Source organism: Bradyrhizobium sp. WSM1743 (assembly GCF_000473065.1).
In the GTDB taxonomy this organism is placed as follows: Bacteria; Pseudomonadota; Alphaproteobacteria; order Rhizobiales; family Xanthobacteraceae; genus Bradyrhizobium.
Genome location: NZ_AXAZ01000018.1, coordinates 95474 through 112389, shown reverse-complemented (window position 1 = coordinate 112389; position 16916 = coordinate 95474). Strand labels below are relative to the sequence as shown.

The following is a 16916-nucleotide window of genomic DNA, read 5'->3' as shown; positions in this document are numbered from 1 at the left end:
GAGAAGAGCAGAAGACGATATGACCGACCGACCGACCGTCCTCGTCACCGGGGGCGCGGGCTATATTGGCTCGCATGCCTGCCGCGCATTGACCGCCGCCGGCTATCAGCCCGTCGTTTATGACAATCTCTCGACAGGTCATCGCAGCTTCGTCGCCGGCCCATTGGTGACGGGCGATCTGCTCGATGGCACGGCGCTGGCGCGCGCCTTCGCCGACCACAAGATCACCGCGGTGATGCATTTCGCGGCGGCGAGCCTCGTCGGGGAGTCCATGACCGACCCGCAGAAATACTACATCAACAACGTGCAAGGCACCCTGTCGCTGCTGCAGGCGATGCGCAACGCGGGCTGCCATCGCATCGTGTTCTCCTCGACCGGCGCCGTCTATGGCAACGCCGATTCCAAGGCGCTGCCGGAAGACTTTCCCTGCGCGCCGATCAATCCGTACGGCGCATCGAAGTTGATGATCGAGCGCATGCTCGCCGACTATCGCACGGCCTATGGCTTCGGTGCGTTCTGCCTGCGCTATTTCAATGCCAGCGGCGCCGATCCGGCCGGCGGCATCGGCGAGCTGCGCGACAACGAAACCCACCTCATTCCGCGCGCGATGATGGCGCTTCAGGGTCATGTCGACTTCGCGGTGTTCGGCGACGACTACGACACGCCCGACGGCACCGCGATCCGCGACTACATCCACGTCACGGACCTCGCGGCGGCGCATGTCGCGGCCTTGAGGCTTCTGGAGCAAGGGCATGCCGGCGGCAGCTTCAACCTCGGCACGGGCTCCGGCTTTTCCGTGCGCGAGATTCTCGATGCCATCAGGCAGGAGACCGGACGGGAGGTGCCGCACACCGTCAAGCCGCGGCGCGCCGGCGATCCCACTTATCTGGTCGCGGATCCCTCTGCCGCGCGCAAGGTGCTGAACTTCGTGCCGCGTCACTCCGACCTGCCTACGATCATCCGCACGGCCTGGGCCTGGCACCAGAAGGCGCATCCGTTCAGGTCGCGCTAGGCAGCCGTAACATCCGTACCTTGCCTGCCGTGCCTTCAAACGGCTAGAATGAATACTCGCTGCTGCCGTTGGCGTATCGCCGACGGCCGCATTTTCCGGCATTGCCGACGACGATGTCGGCATGCGTGGCTCGGCCAAGTTGCGCGAGCCGATTTTTCCGAGCGTCCAAGGCCACGATCAATCCGCGCGTCGGCCTGTCATCAGGCGCGGATTCTGGGAGCATCGATCACATGCATCAGGCTGCACGCCTGGAATTCGAGCGCGTGATGGAGGAGTACGTCCGCTGGCATATCGTGCCCGAGGATGAGCGCTCGCCTGCGCCTGCCTGGTGGTGGGGGCCAGCCATGGCCGTGGTCGACGACCAGGAGCCGATGAGCGAAACATGCTGCCGCGCCTTGAATGTGAGCGCAGGGACGAGCTTCGCCGAGGGCGCGCGCAGCATTCTCGCGCTGTTCACCGAGCAGACATCACTGACGGGGCCTCATGATTTTCCGAGCAAGGCCGACGGACGAGAACACGAGGTCCGCGAGTTGCACCCGCAGCCGTCAGACGACAGCGCGTTTCAGCCGTGACGCTGCACCTTCGTCGGCCGGTTGCGGCTGGAGCGGCGGCGCGACGGGCAGCACCATCGGCCGCAGCAGCTCGGCCATCTGCCGCGCCGGAAGCGGCTTGGAGATGAGGAAGCCCTGCATCTCGTCGCAGCCATGGGTCCGCAGGAACGCCTCCTGCTCGGCATTCTCGACGCCTTCGGCGACGACGGTCATGCCGAGTGCCTTGCCCATGCTGATGATCGCCTGTGCGATCGCCTGATCTTCCGAGTCCTGCGGCAGGTCACGCACGAAGGAGCGGTCGATCTTGATGGTGTCGATCGGAAAGTGCTTCATCAGCGACATCGACGAATAGCCGGTGCCGAAATCGTCAATGGCGAGACGGATGCCGCGGCTCTGGATGGAGTCGAGCACCTTGAGCGCGCGGCCGACATTGCGCATCATCATGCTCTCGGTGACCTCGAGCTGGAGCAGCACCGGCGACATGCCGGAGGCCGCGAGCGCCTCGTCGACGTCCTGCAACAGATGCTCGTCGGCAAACTGCCGCGGCGACAGGTTGACGGCCATCGACAGCGGCAGCAGGCCGCGGCGCTGCCAGGCCATGGCCTGTGCACAGGCCTCATTCAGCACCCAGCGACCGATCGGCACGATCAGCCCGGTTTCCTCCGCAAGCGGAATGAACTGTGCCGGCGAGACGTTGCCGAGATCAGGATGCGTCCAGCGCAACAGCGCTTCGACTCCCGTGATCTGACCGGTCTCCATGTCCACCTTGGGCTGGTAGTTCAGCGAGAACTGCTCGCGCTCCAGCGCGCGGCGCAGCGCGCTCTCGAGCGACAGCCGCTCGATCGACTGCGTCTTCACCTCCTTGGAGAAGAAACGATAGCCGTTCTTGCCGTCCTCCTTGGCGAGGTACATCGCCATGTCGGCGTTCTTGGTCAGCGTCTGCGCGTCGGAACCGTTGGCCGGATACATCGCAATGCCGATCGAAGCCGTGGTATGGCACTCGTGGCCGGCCAGCTCCGTGGGCTCGGCAAGCGTGGCGAGCAGCTCGGTCGCGATGCGCTGGACGTCCTCGATCTCGCCGCACTGGTCTAGGATCACCACGAACTCGTCGCCGCCGAGGCGCGCGACCACGTCGCTCGTGCGCAATGCGCCGCGCAAGCGATTCGCCACTTCGAGCAGAAGCAGGTCGCCGGCCTCGTGACCCAGCGAATCGTTGATGACCTTGAAGCGGTCGAGATCGATGAACAGCACCGCAAAGCGATGATCGTGGCGTTGCGCCGCGTCGATCGCCTCGCGCAGCAGCCCGTTGAATGTCTCGCGGTTCGGCAGGTCGGTCAGGCTGTCATGCGAGGCGAGGTATTCGATCCGCTCGTCGGCCTTGTTCTTCTCGTCCGCGCGATCGAAATTCTCCATTGCGAAGGACACGTTGTCGGCGAGACGCTGCAACAGCTCGACGAATTCAGGCGTGAAGGTCGCCGGTTCGGTCGACATGTAGATCATGACGCCGACGGCCTGGTCGTGCGCGATGAGCGGAAACGCGGCGCCCGACCGCGCGCCGTCCCCGCGCACGATGGCGTGGAAGACACGGACGCGGTCGTCGTTGAGATAATCGTTGCTGATGCAGGGCTGCCGCGTCCGGAAGGCCGTGCCGCTCATTCCGCGCCCTTCGGGCCGCTCGGGATCGATGGAGAGACGGACGTTGCGCGTGGTGTCGGCGGATGGACCCGCGGCGGCGACGATCTCGAGCTGGTCCGTGCCGGCCCTGGCCAGCGCAATCGTGGTCGAGGTGAACTTGGCACCATTCGATGCCGCAAGGCAGACGAGGTCGAACAGCTCGGCGCGCGACTTCGCCCGCATGATCGCCTCATTGGTGGCGCTCAATGCCGCGAACATGCGCGTCAGGCGCTCCTTTTGCGCCTCGGTGCGGGCCTTCTCCTCGGCGCGATCGAAATTGTCGAGCGCGAAGGAGACGTTCTCTGCGAGGCGTCCGAGCAGCTCGACCAGATCGGGTGTGAATGTATCCTCCTCCGGAGCAAGGAACAGCAGAATGCCGATCGGCTCCTGACCGGCGCGCAGAAGCGGGAAACTGGCAGCGGCGCGGGTCCCGTCCTCGACTGCCGTGGAGTGCCAATGTGCCGAGCGCGGGTCGTTCATATAGTCGTTGATGACACTGGGCCGGCACGTCCGCAGCGAGGTTCCGATGATTCCCTGGCCCTCGGGATGATCTGGGGAAATCGCGCACGTGCGCCCGACCATTCGCTCCTGAAGCCGTCCCTTCACGGCGACGACCCGGACCAGCTCACGTTCCTCATCGACGATTCCAATCGTGGCTGAGGCGAACATGCCGCCCAGCACGGCCGCCTGGCATGCGACGTCGAACAGCTCCTCGCGGCTCTCGGCGCGCATGATGGCTTCGTTGGTCGCGCTCAACGCCGCGAACATGCCACTCAGCCGGTCTCGCTGCTTGTCGGCCTTCGCCTTCTCCTCGACGCGGTCGAGATTTGCGATCGCAAATGACACATTGCGGGCGAGACGCTCCAGCAGTTCGACCAATTCAGGTGTGAACGTGCCGATCTCGAGGGAATTGAACAGGAACACACCCTCGACGCGCTCGCCGTTGAGCAACGGCAGCGCAGCGGAGGACTTGACGCCCGTGCGGCGGGCACTGTCGTGCCAGGGCTTGAGGCGTTCGTCGGCGAACAAGTCGTTGGTGAGGCACGGCTGCCCGGTGCGGAAGCACGTGCCGGTCAGGCCGCGTCCCTCGGGTACGCGGTCGGTGGTGGCGAATTTGAGCCTGCGTACCTCGTCCGAGTTGGGCCCTGCCGAGGCGACAACCCGCAGCAGCTCGGAGGCAGGCTCGGCAAGCGCGATCGTCACCGAGCCGAACTTGCCACCTTGCACCGAAGCTTCGCATACGAGATCGAACAGTTCGGCACGCGATGCGGCCCGGATGATCGCTTCATTGGTGGCGCTCAGCGCGGCGTACATGCGCGCGAGCCGCTCCTCCTCGCGCGCGATCTGCGCCTTCTCCTCGTCGCGATCGAAGTTCTCGAGCGCAAAGCACACGTTCTCGGTCATGCGCAGCAGCAGCGCGACGATGCCCTCATCCTTCGCCCAGGACTTGCTGACGAAGAAGAACATCACGCCGACGCTGGTTCCACGCTTGATCAGTGGCGCGGCGACGCAGGCGACCGCGCCGGCATTGATGTTGGCCCGCTCCCAGGTCGTTCCCTTGGTGCGACCGACGAGATCGTCTTCGACCATCGCCTTCTGCGTGCGAAAGACTTGGCCGGAGATGCCCCGACCGTGAGGATTGTCGGGATTGATCGAGTAGCGCGCCTGCCTGACCAGGTCGAGATTTTGTCCGGTTGCGGCCACCGGTGTCAGCCAGTGCGAGTTCTCCGCGCGCAGCAGCACGAAAGTCGCCAGCGATTTGCCGCCATGAACTGCTGCGTCGCAGACCCGCTGATACAAATCCAACTCGGTATTGGCTTTGAGGATTGCTTCGTTCGTCGCGCTCAGCGCTCCAAACATGCGATTGAGCCGCCGCATCGCCGCCTCGCTGTACCGGCGTGCTCCTTCTCGCTCGAAGTTCTCGATTGCATAGGAGATATTCGCCGACATGCGCTCGAACAGCGACACCATCTGCTCGTTCAGCGAGTTGGCCTCGCTCCGCGTCACGTACAAGACGCCGACACTCTTACCGTTGCAGAGCAGCGGCAGCGCCGCGGCCGCACCGATATGCGCCTTGGCGGCGCCCTCGCGCCACGCCAGCGAGCGCGGATCGTTCAGATAGTCGTTGCTGACGCACAGCTTCTGATCGCGAAACGCCTCGCCGCCGACGCCAGATCCTTCAGGCGTGCCGGTTTCCGTCGTGATCACAATCGAACGGAGCCGCGGAATGTCATCCCCGCAGCCGGCCGCGAAGCGCAGTCGCCGGCCGTCCGGCTCGACCAGGAAGACGGCAACGGCCAGAAAGTCCCCGCTCGAAAATCCGGCATCGCAGACCTTCTGGTACAGCTCGTCCGGCGATCTCGCGTAGAGGATCGCTTCATTGATGGCGCTCAACGCCGCAAAAGTGCGCGCGAGTGTCGTCGTCACGATCTTAGCTCCCGGGCATTTCTGCCTATTTCTCCCGGTGACTTTATGAGTGGCGATCGCCTAAGTGGTCGTTATTGCGCACTGCAAACCGTCGATCAAAGTGAACGAGCAGCGAACGAGCAGTACAAAACTGCCGGAAATACCGCCGCGCGGGACGTGCCTTCGACCAAAGACGCGTTCTCTTTACGAATTTGCAGCCCTGTGTTGGTTTACGGGAGATTGATATCGCTGCTGCGCTTTGAGACGATGGCACCCAATAAGCAGCCTACTTAAGGGCACCAAACCGAGGGAACGCCAGTATCGCAAGAAGGTGTGCTGCTGCCGCGGCAAGATCGTCTGCTATCCCGGCGAGATCGAGGGCCTGCGCGAGCAGCAGCGCCTGCGCGACGAGATTGAGGATGCGACCTGGGGCAAGCTGCGGGCGCTGGCGAGCGAATACCGGCTCGACACGGCCCTCGATCTGGCCTGACGGTATCAGGAGAACAGCAGCATGAATCGGCAGATGGTATTGGTCGGCTTCCTCCAGGCGCAGAACTGCACGAACTTGCCGAGCTCCTGGCGGCATCCGGACTCGCGCGACGATTCGATGTCGGCGGACTATTATCAGGAGATCGCCAGGATTCTCGAAGCGGGCAAGTTCCACATGGCCTTCTTCGACGATCGCCTGGCGATGCCCGACCGCTATGGCAACGACCACGCCCACACCGTCGAATACGGCATCCGCTGCGTGAAGATGGATCCGCTGATCGTGCTGACCACAATGGGCATGGTCACCGAGAGGCTCGGCTTGGGCGCGACTTGCTCGACCACCTACTACGAGCCCTTCGACGTCGCCCGCCGCTTCGCAACGCTCGATTTGATGTCCGGCGGTCGCGCCGGCTGGAACGTCGTCACCTCGCTCAATGACGGCGAAGCCCTCAACATGGGCCGCGACTCCCATCCCGAACACGATTCCCGCTACGACCGCGCCGACGAGTTCATGGAGGTCGTGCTCGGCCATTGGGACACCTGGGAAGACGGCGCGCTCATCATGGACAAGAAGAGCGGCCGCTTTGCCGACCCGGCCAAAGTGAAGCGGCTCGATCACCAGGGGCAGGCCTTCAAGTCGCGCGGACCGTTCACCGTGCCGCGCTCGAACCAGGGCCATCCGGTGATCATCCAGGCCGGCGCATCCGGCCGCGGTCAGCGCTTTGCCGGCCGCTGGGGCGAGGTGATCTTCACCGCCGCGCGCAACCTCGCCGCCGCCAAGGAAGGCTGCTTCCGTTCGCAACGAGGCTGCGAAAGCCGGCCGCGATCCCGACCAGATGTTCCTCTGCAACCTGACGACGCCGGTCTGCGCCGCGACCAAGATGGAAGCTGAAGACAAGATGGCGCTGATCAACAAACTGCCGCTCGAGATCGACGCACTGTCGCTGCTGGCCGAAGCGCTCAATTACGATTTCGCCTCCAAGGACATCGACGAGCCGCTGACCGCGGAAGAGTTGAAGAGCATGCAGGGCATCCTCGGCATCCGCGACGGCGTGCTGAAGACGTCAGGCAAGAGCAACCCGAGCGCGCGCGACTTCGTCACCTTCTCCGGCCGCGGCCAGGTCCAGGATGCGATGGTCGGCGGTCCCGGGGAGATCGCCGACAAGTTGGAGGAAATGTTCGTCGAGCGCGGCTGCGACGGTTTTGTCATTGCCGCGACTTACGTGCCCGGCTCCTACGTGGACTTCGTGCAACACGTCGTACCGGAATTGCAGCGGCGCGGGCTGTTCCAGAAGGACTATCGCGGCAAGACGTTGCGGGAAAATCTCGGGCTCAAGCGGCCGGCGGCCGGCGCCTGGAAGGTGCAGCCGCGCGACGCCGCGGAATAACAACGAGGGTACGACATGCGCTGGCTGAAATTCACCGCCGCTGGCAAGACGTCCTGGGGCCTCGTCGAGGGCGATCAGATCATCGCGGTCGACGGCGATCCCTTTGGCGAATGGCAGCGCATCTCGCGCACGCATCCGCTTGGCGACGTGAAGATCGAGCTACCGCTGATCCCGCGCACCTTCTATTGCGTTGGGCTGAATTATCTCAAGCACCTGAAGGAGGCCGCCGACAAGCGCGGCGAGGTGCCGGCCGTGCCCGACCGGCCCGAGATCGGCTATCGCGCACAGAATGCGTTGATCGCACATGACGAGGACGTCGTGATCGCGTCCTTTGCAACGGACAAGATCCACTATGAGGGCGAACTCGTCGTCGTCATCGGCAGGAAGGTGAAGCATCTCACCGAAGCGAACGCCATGGATTGCGTGTTCGGCTACACCATCGGCAACGACGTCAGCGAGCGCAGCTGGCAGAAGGCCGATCGCAGCCTATGGCGCTCCAAGAACGCCGACACGTTCAAGCCGATGGGCCCCTGGATCGAAACCGAGGCCGATCTCGACAGGATGGAGACGATCGTCCGGGTCAACGGCCGCGAGATCAACCGCTTCGCTACCCGTGACATGATCTTCGGCGTGGTGCCGTTCCTGGTCGAGCTGACCAGGTACTTCACGCTGTGGCCCGGCGACGTGATCTGGATGGGCACCGACGGCGCCTCGCCCGACATCAAGCACGGCGACGTCGTGGAGATCGAGATCACTGGTGTCGGGATATTGCGCAACAGGTTTGTGCGGGAGGGGCAATAGCTCAGCGCGCGGCCCGGGATCGGCCCTTCACATGATCGATGAAGGCTCGAAGCTTCGGCATGATTTGTCGATGGCTGGGATAGTAGAGAAACACCCCCGGCGTCATCGGCGCGAATTTCTCCAGCACGGCGACGAGTTTTCCCGTTCTGACGGCGTCGGTCGCCAGCGGCCCTGGCACTTGCGCAAGGCCGACGCCTTCGACGGCGGCACCTAACATCGTCGGGAAGTCGTTGGCGATGAAGGGTCCCGCAACAGCAATCTCGATCGAACGACCGCCGTCGTTGAGCGACCACGGTGCGAGCGCACCGTTTGATCGCCGCAATCTCAGGCATGCGTGCTCGCGCAGATCGTCCGGCCGCCGGGGCCGGCCGCGGCGTTCGAGGTAGGCCGGGCTGCCGACGATCAGGAAAGGCAACGGTTTCGTCAGGCGGACCGCGACCATGTCCGGGGAGATGAACTGCCCCATCCTGATGCCGGCATCGAAACCTCCGGCGGCGAGGTCGACCAGCTCTTCACTGGCAGCAAGCTCCACCTCGATCTCCGGAAATGCCTGACAGAACGAGGCGACCAGGGGCTCCAGCAGAATCGGCACGACCGAGCGCGGCACGGTGAGACGCAAGAGCCCGGCCGGCCGCTGTCCGAGGTCGCGCGCGGCCCCGCTTGCCGCGACGAGCTCCTCGAAGGCGGGCCTCGCGCGCGCAAAGAACCGCTCGCCGGCCTCGGTCAGACTAACGCTGCGAGTTGTGCGCAGGAACAGCACGGCGCCGACGCGGGCTTCGAGTGCGCGCACCGCCTGGCTGATCGCCGACGGCGTTACTCCGAGCTCAGCGGCCGCCCGGCGGAAGCTGCGGTGCTGGGCGACGCTCAGGAACGCCTCCACACCGTCGAGAGCACCTTGCCGGACTGTGAAGTTCTGCTTCATGGCCTATCAATATTATAGCGAATAGTCGCTCTCGCAAGGACGGCCTTACATCAAGATCGCAAATGCGCCGCGCCGCTGGGGGCGCGCCTGACATTTGCGACATCGCAGCAATGGCCGTGATCAGAGAGATGAAACCGATGAAGGCAATCCGCAACATCGTCCTGGCACTCGCCCTCACACTGACAGGTGTTACCTCCATGGCAGAGCTATCCCTTGCCCAAGCACAAACCACGCCACCGACAACCGGCGTGATGGTCGTTCTGACTGTCAGGCCCGGCATCACACGCGAACAGGTCATGGCCGTGATGCCCGATGAAATCAGGCAAACCACCCAGCTCTATCTCAACGGGATGGTTCGCGAATGGTATTCGCGGTCCGATGGGCGCGGAGCCGTCTTCCTGCTGAACGTCAAGGATGTCGCCGAAGGCCACGCCATCATGGAAGGCCTGCCGCTGGCGAAGCAGAATCTCATCGATCACGAATACATCGCGGTCGGTCCGCTCATGCCGCTCCGCCTGCTCATGGCCAAACCCTGAGCGTCGCCATGTCGCCGATAGGCATCGTCCCGGCTCGACAGCATGGTCAACCATAGGGAATCCGAACGTGCCGAACTTCAATCTTCCATTCGTTCTCAGCGTCGCCGGCGCTTTCCTGACCAGCTCGGTGGTCGCTGCCATCTATGTTTGGCCGGCGATCCGCGTGATGCCGCGCTATGACGCCCTGAGACTCATCGCAGCTTTCCATGCGTTCAGATTCTTGGGAATGAACTTCATGGTGACCGGGTTCGTCTCTGCCCAGTTGAGTTCGCGCTTCGCCGCCGAGGTGGGATGGGGCGATCTTATCGCCGCCGTCCTTGCGCTTCTGTCGATGGCGGCTCTCTCGTGGCGATGGTCGATCGCCATCCCGGTGGTCTGGATCTTCAACGTCTGGGGGACACTTGACCTCCTGAATGCGTACTACATGGGCGCGACAAAGATCCCGGATCCGGGCCTGTTCGGCGCCGGCATTTATATCCCCACCCTCTACGTACCACTGCTGCTCGTCGGCCACGCCCTTGCCTTCATGATTCTGCTCAGGGCCGGAGGAGAGGCAAAAAGTTCGTGACCTCAGAGAGGCCGCGATCGGTCACATGCCGGCCGCGAGCCTGACATGCGTCCGCAACCACGACGTTCCAGATAGGGTGAGCACATGAGCACCGATGCTGTTTCCGCACCATGATTGCGCCGCTTCTCTCGTTGCGCCAACTGCGCCGGTGATCGGAGACGGTATGACCTGCAGATCCCGGCGACATTTCTTCAAAACGGCAGCGCCACACTCGTCTTGATCTCCTTCAGCACGACATTGCTGCGGACGTAGCGGATGCCGGGAATGCGGAACATGAACTCGTCGAGGAAGCGGTTGTAGGCCGCCATATCCTGCACGACGACGCGCAAGTGATAGTCGGCATCGCCCGTGGTCGCGAAGCATTCCAGCACCTCGCGGCGCTTCGTCACCCGCGTAACGAACTCGTCCACGAACTTCGCATCGTGCCGCTCCAGCGAGACGTGGAGGATGGCGGACATCGCAAAGCCCGCCTGCTCGCGTGCGACCAGCGCCGCATAGCCCTGGATGACGCCACTTTCCTCCAGCGCCCGCACCCGGCGCCAGCAGGCGGAGGTGGACATGCCGACTTCATCCGCGAGCTGCTGGTTGGTCGCACGGCCGTCCTTCTGGAGATGGGCGAGAATGCGCTTGTCCTGCTCTTCGATCATGGACGCCCCCTATTCGATAGAGATCTACCAGAAATGATCTTGAGGCGCAAAATTCTACCGAAATGACGCTCAACACGGAATAAATAGGTAAGACCTACCAGCGACCCAGGCATAGCCTTCCATCGCTGGGCAGGATGCCGCGCGAGGTCCTCCATGGACGCCATTCCGTCACTCGACACGTACGAGCTCTCCTACCGCTACGAGCGCGAGGAGGGCCGCGTCTTCCTCACGGGCACGCAGGCCATCGTCCGCATCGCGCTCGACCAGGCGCGGCGCGACCGGGCGAACGGCCTCAACACCGCAGGCTTCATCTCCGGCTATCGCGGCTCGCCACTCGGCGGCATCGATCTCGAGCTGTGGCGCATTGAGGAACGGCTGAAGCGGGATCGCATCGAATTCCTGCCGGCCGTCAACGAAGACCTCGCGGCGACCGCGGTGCTCGGCTCGCAGCAGGTCGAGACGCAAGGGGATCGCGAGGTCGATGGCGTGTTCGGGCTCTGGTACGGCAAGGGCCCCGGCGTCGATCGCTCCGGCGATGCGCTCAAGCACGGCAACGCCTATGGCTCCTCGCCACATGGCGGCGTGCTGGTGGTTGCCGGCGACGACCATGGCTGCGTCTCCTCCTCGATGCCGCACCAGTCCGACGTCGCCTTCATGAGCTGGTTCATGCCGACGCTGCACCCCGCAAGCGTCGGCGAATATCTCGCGTTCGGCGAATATAGCTATGCACTGAGCCGCTTCTCCGGCATGTGGGTCGGCTTCAAGGCGATTTCGGAGATCGTGGAATCAGGCGCATCCTTCGTGCTGCGCCCGCCGCGCGTCTTCCGCACGCCCGACTTCACGCCGCCGCCGGGCGGCCTGCATTATCGCTGGCCCGACCTGCCGGGTCCGCAGATCGAGGAACGGCTGGAGGCGAAGAAGCACGCGGTCTATGCCTTCGCCAAGGCCAACCCGATCGATCGCCACATCTACGACATTCCTGGCTCCACCTATGGCATCGTCACGACAGGCAAGGCGCATCTCGACCTGATGGAAGCGCTGCGGCTGATGGACCTCGACGAAGCGGCCTGCCGCAGCATCGGCATCGACGTCTACAAGGTCGGCATGGTCTGGCCGCTGGCGCTGCACGACGCCATGGACTTCGTGAGAGGCAAGCGTGAGATCCTCGTGGTCGAGGAGAAGCGCGGCATCATCGAGAGCCAGTTCAAGGAATACTTTTACGATTATCCCGGCAGCAAGCCGGAGCGCATGGTGGGCAAGCATGACGAGACCGGCGCAAGGCTGATCTCCTGGATCGGCGAATTGTCGCCGCGGGCGCTCGCTTCTGTGCTTGCGCGCCGGCTCGACCCGATGTTTCCGGGCCTCAATCTCGCGGCACGCGCAGCCGCCTTGATGCCGGAAGCGGCGCGCACGATCAACGTCACGGGTGCAACGCGCACGCCCTATTTCTGCTCGGGATGCCCGCACAACACGTCGACGAAAGTGCCGGAGGGATCGAAGGCGCTGGCCGGCATCGGCTGCCACTTCATGGCGAGCTGGATGGACCGGGAGACCTCGTCGCTGATCCAAATGGGCGGCGAGGGCGTGAACTGGGCGGCATCGTCGCGGTTCACCGGCCACAAGCACATCTTCCAGAACCTTGGCGAAGGCACCTACTATCACTCCGGCTCGATGGCGATCCGGCAGGCGATCGCGGCCGGCGCCAACATCACCTACAAGATCCTGTTCAACGATGCCGTGGCGATGACCGGCGGCCAGCCGGTCGACGGCCCCGTCAGCGTCCATGCCATCGCCCACAGCGTCCGCGCCGAAGGTGTGATGCGCATCGCGCTCGTGTCGGATGATCCCGCACAGTTCTCGCCAACCGACCTGCCGTCCGGCGTCACCATCCATCCGCGCGAGGACATGGATGCCGTGCAGCGCGAGCTGCGCGACATCCCCGGCGTCTCGGTCCTGATCTATCAGCAGACCTGCGCCACCGAGAAGCGGCGCCGCCGCAAGCGCGGACAGATGGCCGATCCCAAGCGCTTTGCCTACATCAACGATCTCGTCTGCGAAGGCTGCGGCGACTGCTCGGTCGAATCCAACTGTCTCAGCGTCGAGCCAAGGGAGACGCCGTTTGGCCGCAAGCGCCAGATCAACCTGTCGGCCTGCAACAAGGATTTCTCCTGTCTCAACGGCTTCTGCCCGAGCTTCGTCACGGTCGAAGGTGCCACCCGACGAAAGAAAAGTGCCAGCCAAATAGACGCGGCCGGCCGCGCCGCCGCGCTTCCTTTGCCCGCGCCCGCCACGCTCGACCGTCCCTACGACCTGCTGGTGACCGGCGTCGGAGGCACCGGCGTGATCACCGTCGGCGCGCTGATCGGCATGGCCGCGCATCTCGAACGCCGCGGCGTTTCGGTGCTCGACTTCACCGGATTTGCGCAGAAATTTGGGCCCGTGCTGAGTTACATCCGTCTTGCATCAGGTCCCGAGGCACTGCATCAAGTCCGCATCGACCAGGGCGGGGCCGATGCGCTGATTGGCTGCGATCTCGTCGTCAGCTCCTCCCCGAAAGCCTTAGGCACCTATCGCCGCGGCACGCGCGCCGCTGTCAACACCGCGGAGATGCCGACCGGCGACGTGGTCCGCTTCCGCGACGCCGATCTCGCTTCGCCCGCCCGCCTGCGCGCAATCCGTCAGGTCATCGGCAATGACAATCTCGACACGATTAATGCCAATGCGCTGGCCGAACGCCTACTCGGCGATGCCGTCTATGCCAACATCATCATGCTGGGCTTCGCCTGGCAGCGCGGTCTGGTCCCGCTCTCGTTGCAGGCGATGCTGCGCGCGATCGAGCTCAACGGCGTCGCCATCGAACGCAACAAGCAGGCCTTTGCCTGGGGCCGGATCGCCGCGACCGATCCGGCCTTTCTGCCTGACGCGGACGATGCGCCCAAAGCCGAGACGCTCGACCAGCTCGTCGACCGGCGCGCCGAATTCCTCACGGCCTATCAGAACGAGGCCTATGCGGCGCGCTACCGGACGATCGTCGCAAGAGTGCGCGATGCCGAAGCCGGCCTGAACAGCGAGGCGCTGACTGAGGCCGTCGCGCGCGCGCTGTTCAAGCTGATGGCCTACAAGGACGAGTACGAGGTGGCGCGGCTGCACATGCGAAGCGGCTTCCTCGACGAATTGAAGCGCGAGTTCGAGGACGGCTTCACCATCCAGTACCACCTCGCCCCGCCGTTCCTGAAGTCGCGGCGCGATGCACGGGGACGTCCGCGCAAACGCGCCTTCGGCCAGTGGATCCAAATGCCTCTGGCCATGCTCGCGCGCTTGAAGGGGTTGCGCGGAACGCCGTTCGATCCGTTCGGCTACACCGCCGAACGGCGCGGTGAGCGGGAATTGATCGGGTGGTATGAAGGGCTGATCGAGCGGATACTGGGTGAGCTCGACGCAGCGCGCCTTGCAGATCTCATTGCCGTAGCCAAGGCTCCCATGAACATTCGCGGCTATGGGCCCGTGAAAGAGACTGCGATCGCATCGGTCAAGACCGAGGTCGAATCCCTGCTGGCGCGGCCGAGAGCGGCGCGAGCGGCCTGAGCGCAGCGCCGCTCACGAATACGGGTTGATCAGCTTCTGCTGCTCGGCGCTGTGATGCACGAGCAGGTCGATGAAGGTCCTGACTTTCGCCGACAGATGATGACGGTGCGGATAGACCGCGTTCATGGAGAGCTCGACCGTCCGATATTCCGGCAAGAGGCGCACAAGGCGGCCGGCTTCGAGATCGTCCTGAATGAGGAACCCGGCCATCAGGCAGACGGCAGCCCCCTCCAGCGCGACCTTCCGCAGCGCCTCCCCGCTATTGGTGACGAAGCTGCCCGAGATACGCACGGAGGCCGGTGTGCCTTTGCGATCAAGGAAGCGCCATTCGTCGCCAAACGGGTAGTTCAAGTGCCGACCACAATTATGCCCGGTGAGTTCGTCGAGCTTCTGCACCCGGCCGTGCTTCTCGATGTAATCGTGGGAGCAGCACAGCACGTGACGCCAGGTGGCAAGGCTCCGCACGATCAGGCTCGAATCTGGCGGCGGGATCATGCGCAGGGCAACGTCGTAGCCTTCCTCGATGAGATCGACATCGGCCTCGCCCATGCGCAGATCGATCTTGAGCTCCGCGTAGGTCGACAGCAGTTTCGCCACGACCGGCGCGACGAACGGCACCATATGGGTGGCGACGTGAATGCGCAGCGTGCCGCGAGGCACCGACTGCAATTCACTCGCGATGTCATCGGCCTGTTCGAGATCGGCGAGGATCTGCGTGGTTCGGTCGTAATAGGCCTTGCCGACCTCGGTGAGGCTCACCTTCCGCGTGGTGCGGTTGAGCAGCCGCACCCCGAGCCGGTCCTCCAGCGCCTGGACGTGGTTGCTCACCATGGTCGTCGACATGTCGAGCTTGCGGGCTGCTGCGGAGAAGCCGCCGGTCTCGACCACCCGGCTGAACACTTCGAGGCTGGTCAATCGATCCATGGCTTCCTGCACGAGGATGTACGCATCAGCAGCAATCGCGCGACAGAGGCAGCAATCACTCTGGCGCAGTCGCGAGCCTGACCCGGTAGACATCCGAACCGAGGCGACGGCTCCGATTATCCACCTCTAATGGATAATCCTTCCAGAATTTTGCCAATTATCATCCGGGCCGGCAAGACCGATAATCTCAGCGACCCGACAGGAGACCGCAATGTCCGAGATGCCCCGCACCGAGACCTTCCAGCAAGCGACTGAAATCACTCGCGATTACGCCAAGGCGCCGCCAGCTATCCCGGCCCGGAACATGGTCCGGCGCGCGGCATTGGTGCTCGCGTTCCTCGCAGGGACGGCAGCCGTGGCCTACTACGGACACGATTACTGGACCAACGGCCGCTATCTCGAGACCACCGACGACGCTTATGTGAAGGCGGACTCCACGATCATCGCGCCGAAGGTCTCCGGCTACATCGCAAAGGTGCTGGTCGGCGACAACGAGAAGGTCAAGGCAGGCCAGCTGCTGGCCAAGATCGACGACCGCGATTTCAAGGCGGCACTCGACCAGGCCCGCGCCGATGTTGCGGCTGCCGAAGCGTCCGTGCGCAACATCGATGCCCAGCTCGAACTGCAACAGCCGATCATCGAGCAAAGCACGGCTGATGTCGCTGCTGCGGACGCCAATCTGAAATTCGCACAGGAGGAGCGCGCCCGATACGACGACCTCATGAAGTCGGGCTCCGGCACGATTCAGCGCGCACAGCAGACCGATGCGGCGCTGCGTGCCAGCAGCGCGCAATTGCAGCACGCGAAGTACGGCCTTGTGGCTGCACAGCGCAGGATTGACGTGCTCACCTCCCAGCGCGCCCAGGCCGCAGCCCAGCTCGAACGTGCCCGTGCGGTCGCACAGCAGGCAGCGCTGAACCTGTCCTATACCGAGATCACCGCGCCTGTGGACGGCACGGTCGGCGCCCGCAGCTTACGCGTCGGTCAATATGTGCAAGCCGGCACGCAATTGATGGCTGTGGTGCCGCTCGATGCGGTCTATGTCGTTGCCAATTTCAAGGAGACCCAGCTCACACATGTGCGGCCCGGCCAGCCGGTCGAGCTGCACGTCGACAGTTTTCGTAATCGGACCCTGCACGGCCATGTCGACAGCCTGTCGCCGGCGAGCGGGCTCGAATTCGCGCTGTTGCCGCCCGATAACGCCACCGGCAATTTCACCAAGATCGTGCAGCGCGTTCCGGTGAAGATCGTGCTCGACGACCACAGCCTCACCGGCCTGCTGCGCCCCGGCATGTCCGCGGTGCCGACCATCGACACCAAACAGGCGGTGCTGGCCGAACGCGAGACGGCCAAGCGTCTCGCTGGCAACGCGTCCCGCCCGGACGGGAGCTGACGCCGGAAGGCTCCGGCGGG

At 64.0% G+C, this 16916-nt stretch carries 12 protein-coding genes and 1 pseudogene; 9 read left to right on the top strand and 4 right to left on the bottom strand.

Annotation, left to right across the window (positions count from 1 at the left end; all coding sequences use genetic code 11):
- The first annotated feature begins 19 nt into the window (after positions 1-19).
- On the top strand, positions 20-1012 hold the full coding sequence (gene galE / locus YU9_RS0114840; protein WP_027573553.1) for a UDP-glucose 4-epimerase GalE: 993 nt from the start codon (positions 20-22) through the stop codon (positions 1010-1012).
- A gap of 230 nt (positions 1013-1242) precedes the next feature.
- The gene (locus YU9_RS0114835) at positions 1243-1584 is read left to right on the top strand and encodes a hypothetical protein (protein ID WP_027573552.1); all 342 of its coding nucleotides are present in this window, start codon (positions 1243-1245) and stop codon (positions 1582-1584) included.
- Here YU9_RS0114835 and YU9_RS0114830 read toward each other — a convergent pair.
- Positions 1558-5664: a GAF domain-containing protein gene (locus tag YU9_RS0114830; protein ID WP_027573551.1), complete on the bottom strand. Its 4107-nt coding sequence runs from the start codon at positions 5662-5664 to the stop codon at positions 1558-1560. The genes YU9_RS0114835 and YU9_RS0114830 overlap by 27 nt on opposite strands.
- A gap of 310 nt (positions 5665-5974) precedes the next feature.
- Here YU9_RS0114830 and YU9_RS47685 point away from each other — a divergent pair, with 310 nt between their 5' ends.
- From YU9_RS47685 to YU9_RS0114815, 3 genes and pseudogenes are all read left to right on the top strand, one after another.
- On the top strand, positions 5975-6133 hold the full coding sequence (locus YU9_RS47685) for a hypothetical protein (protein WP_245266386.1): 159 nt from the start codon (positions 5975-5977) through the stop codon (positions 6131-6133).
- A gap of 21 nt (positions 6134-6154) precedes the next feature.
- A pseudogene (locus YU9_RS51055) lies at positions 6155-7520 on the top strand (LLM class flavin-dependent oxidoreductase).
- A 15-nt stretch (positions 7521-7535) separates the two neighbouring features.
- Positions 7536-8321 (top strand): fumarylacetoacetate hydrolase family protein, encoded by a 786-nt coding sequence (locus YU9_RS0114815; RefSeq protein ID WP_027573550.1) that lies wholly within the window; start codon positions 7536-7538, stop codon positions 8319-8321.
- A gap of 1 nt (position 8322) precedes the next feature.
- Here the strand turns inward: YU9_RS0114815 and YU9_RS0114810 are convergent, their stop codons facing one another.
- A complete protein-coding gene (locus YU9_RS0114810) occupies positions 8323-9243 on the bottom strand; it encodes a LysR substrate-binding domain-containing protein (protein ID WP_027573549.1) in 921 nt (306 codons plus the stop codon).
- A gap of 62 nt (positions 9244-9305) precedes the next feature.
- Here YU9_RS0114810 and YU9_RS49885 point away from each other — a divergent pair, with 62 nt between their 5' ends.
- Together YU9_RS49885 and YU9_RS0114800 are read left to right on the top strand one after the other, a co-directional pair.
- Positions 9306-9779 carry a hypothetical protein gene (locus tag YU9_RS49885; protein ID WP_156951888.1) on the top strand — a complete coding sequence of 158 codons (474 nt, stop codon included), beginning with the start codon at positions 9306-9308 and terminating at the stop codon, positions 9777-9779.
- A 67-nt stretch (positions 9780-9846) separates the two neighbouring features.
- Entirely contained in the window at positions 9847-10347 is a 501-nt protein-coding gene (locus YU9_RS0114800; RefSeq protein WP_027573547.1) for a hypothetical protein, read from the top strand.
- A 191-nt stretch (positions 10348-10538) separates the two neighbouring features.
- Here the strand turns inward: YU9_RS0114800 and YU9_RS0114795 are convergent, their stop codons facing one another.
- Positions 10539-10994, bottom strand: coding sequence for an Lrp/AsnC family transcriptional regulator (locus YU9_RS0114795; RefSeq protein WP_027573546.1), 456 nt, complete (start codon positions 10992-10994; stop codon positions 10539-10541).
- 153 nt (positions 10995-11147) lie between these two features.
- Here YU9_RS0114795 and YU9_RS0114790 point away from each other — a divergent pair, with 153 nt between their 5' ends.
- Positions 11148-14579, top strand: a complete 3432-nt coding sequence (locus tag YU9_RS0114790; protein WP_027573545.1) for an indolepyruvate ferredoxin oxidoreductase family protein — start codon at positions 11148-11150, stop codon at positions 14577-14579.
- A 12-nt stretch (positions 14580-14591) separates the two neighbouring features.
- On the opposite strand, the gene YU9_RS0114785 is transcribed toward YU9_RS0114790, so the two are convergent.
- Positions 14592-15503, bottom strand: coding sequence for a LysR family transcriptional regulator (locus YU9_RS0114785; protein ID WP_027573544.1), 912 nt, complete (start codon positions 15501-15503; stop codon positions 14592-14594).
- Between the two features lie 211 nt (positions 15504-15714).
- Between YU9_RS0114785 and YU9_RS0114780 the strand changes: the two genes are divergently transcribed.
- Entirely contained in the window at positions 15715-16896 is a 1182-nt protein-coding gene (locus YU9_RS0114780; protein WP_027573543.1) for an HlyD family secretion protein, read from the top strand.
- Positions 16897-16916 lie beyond the last annotated feature (20 nt).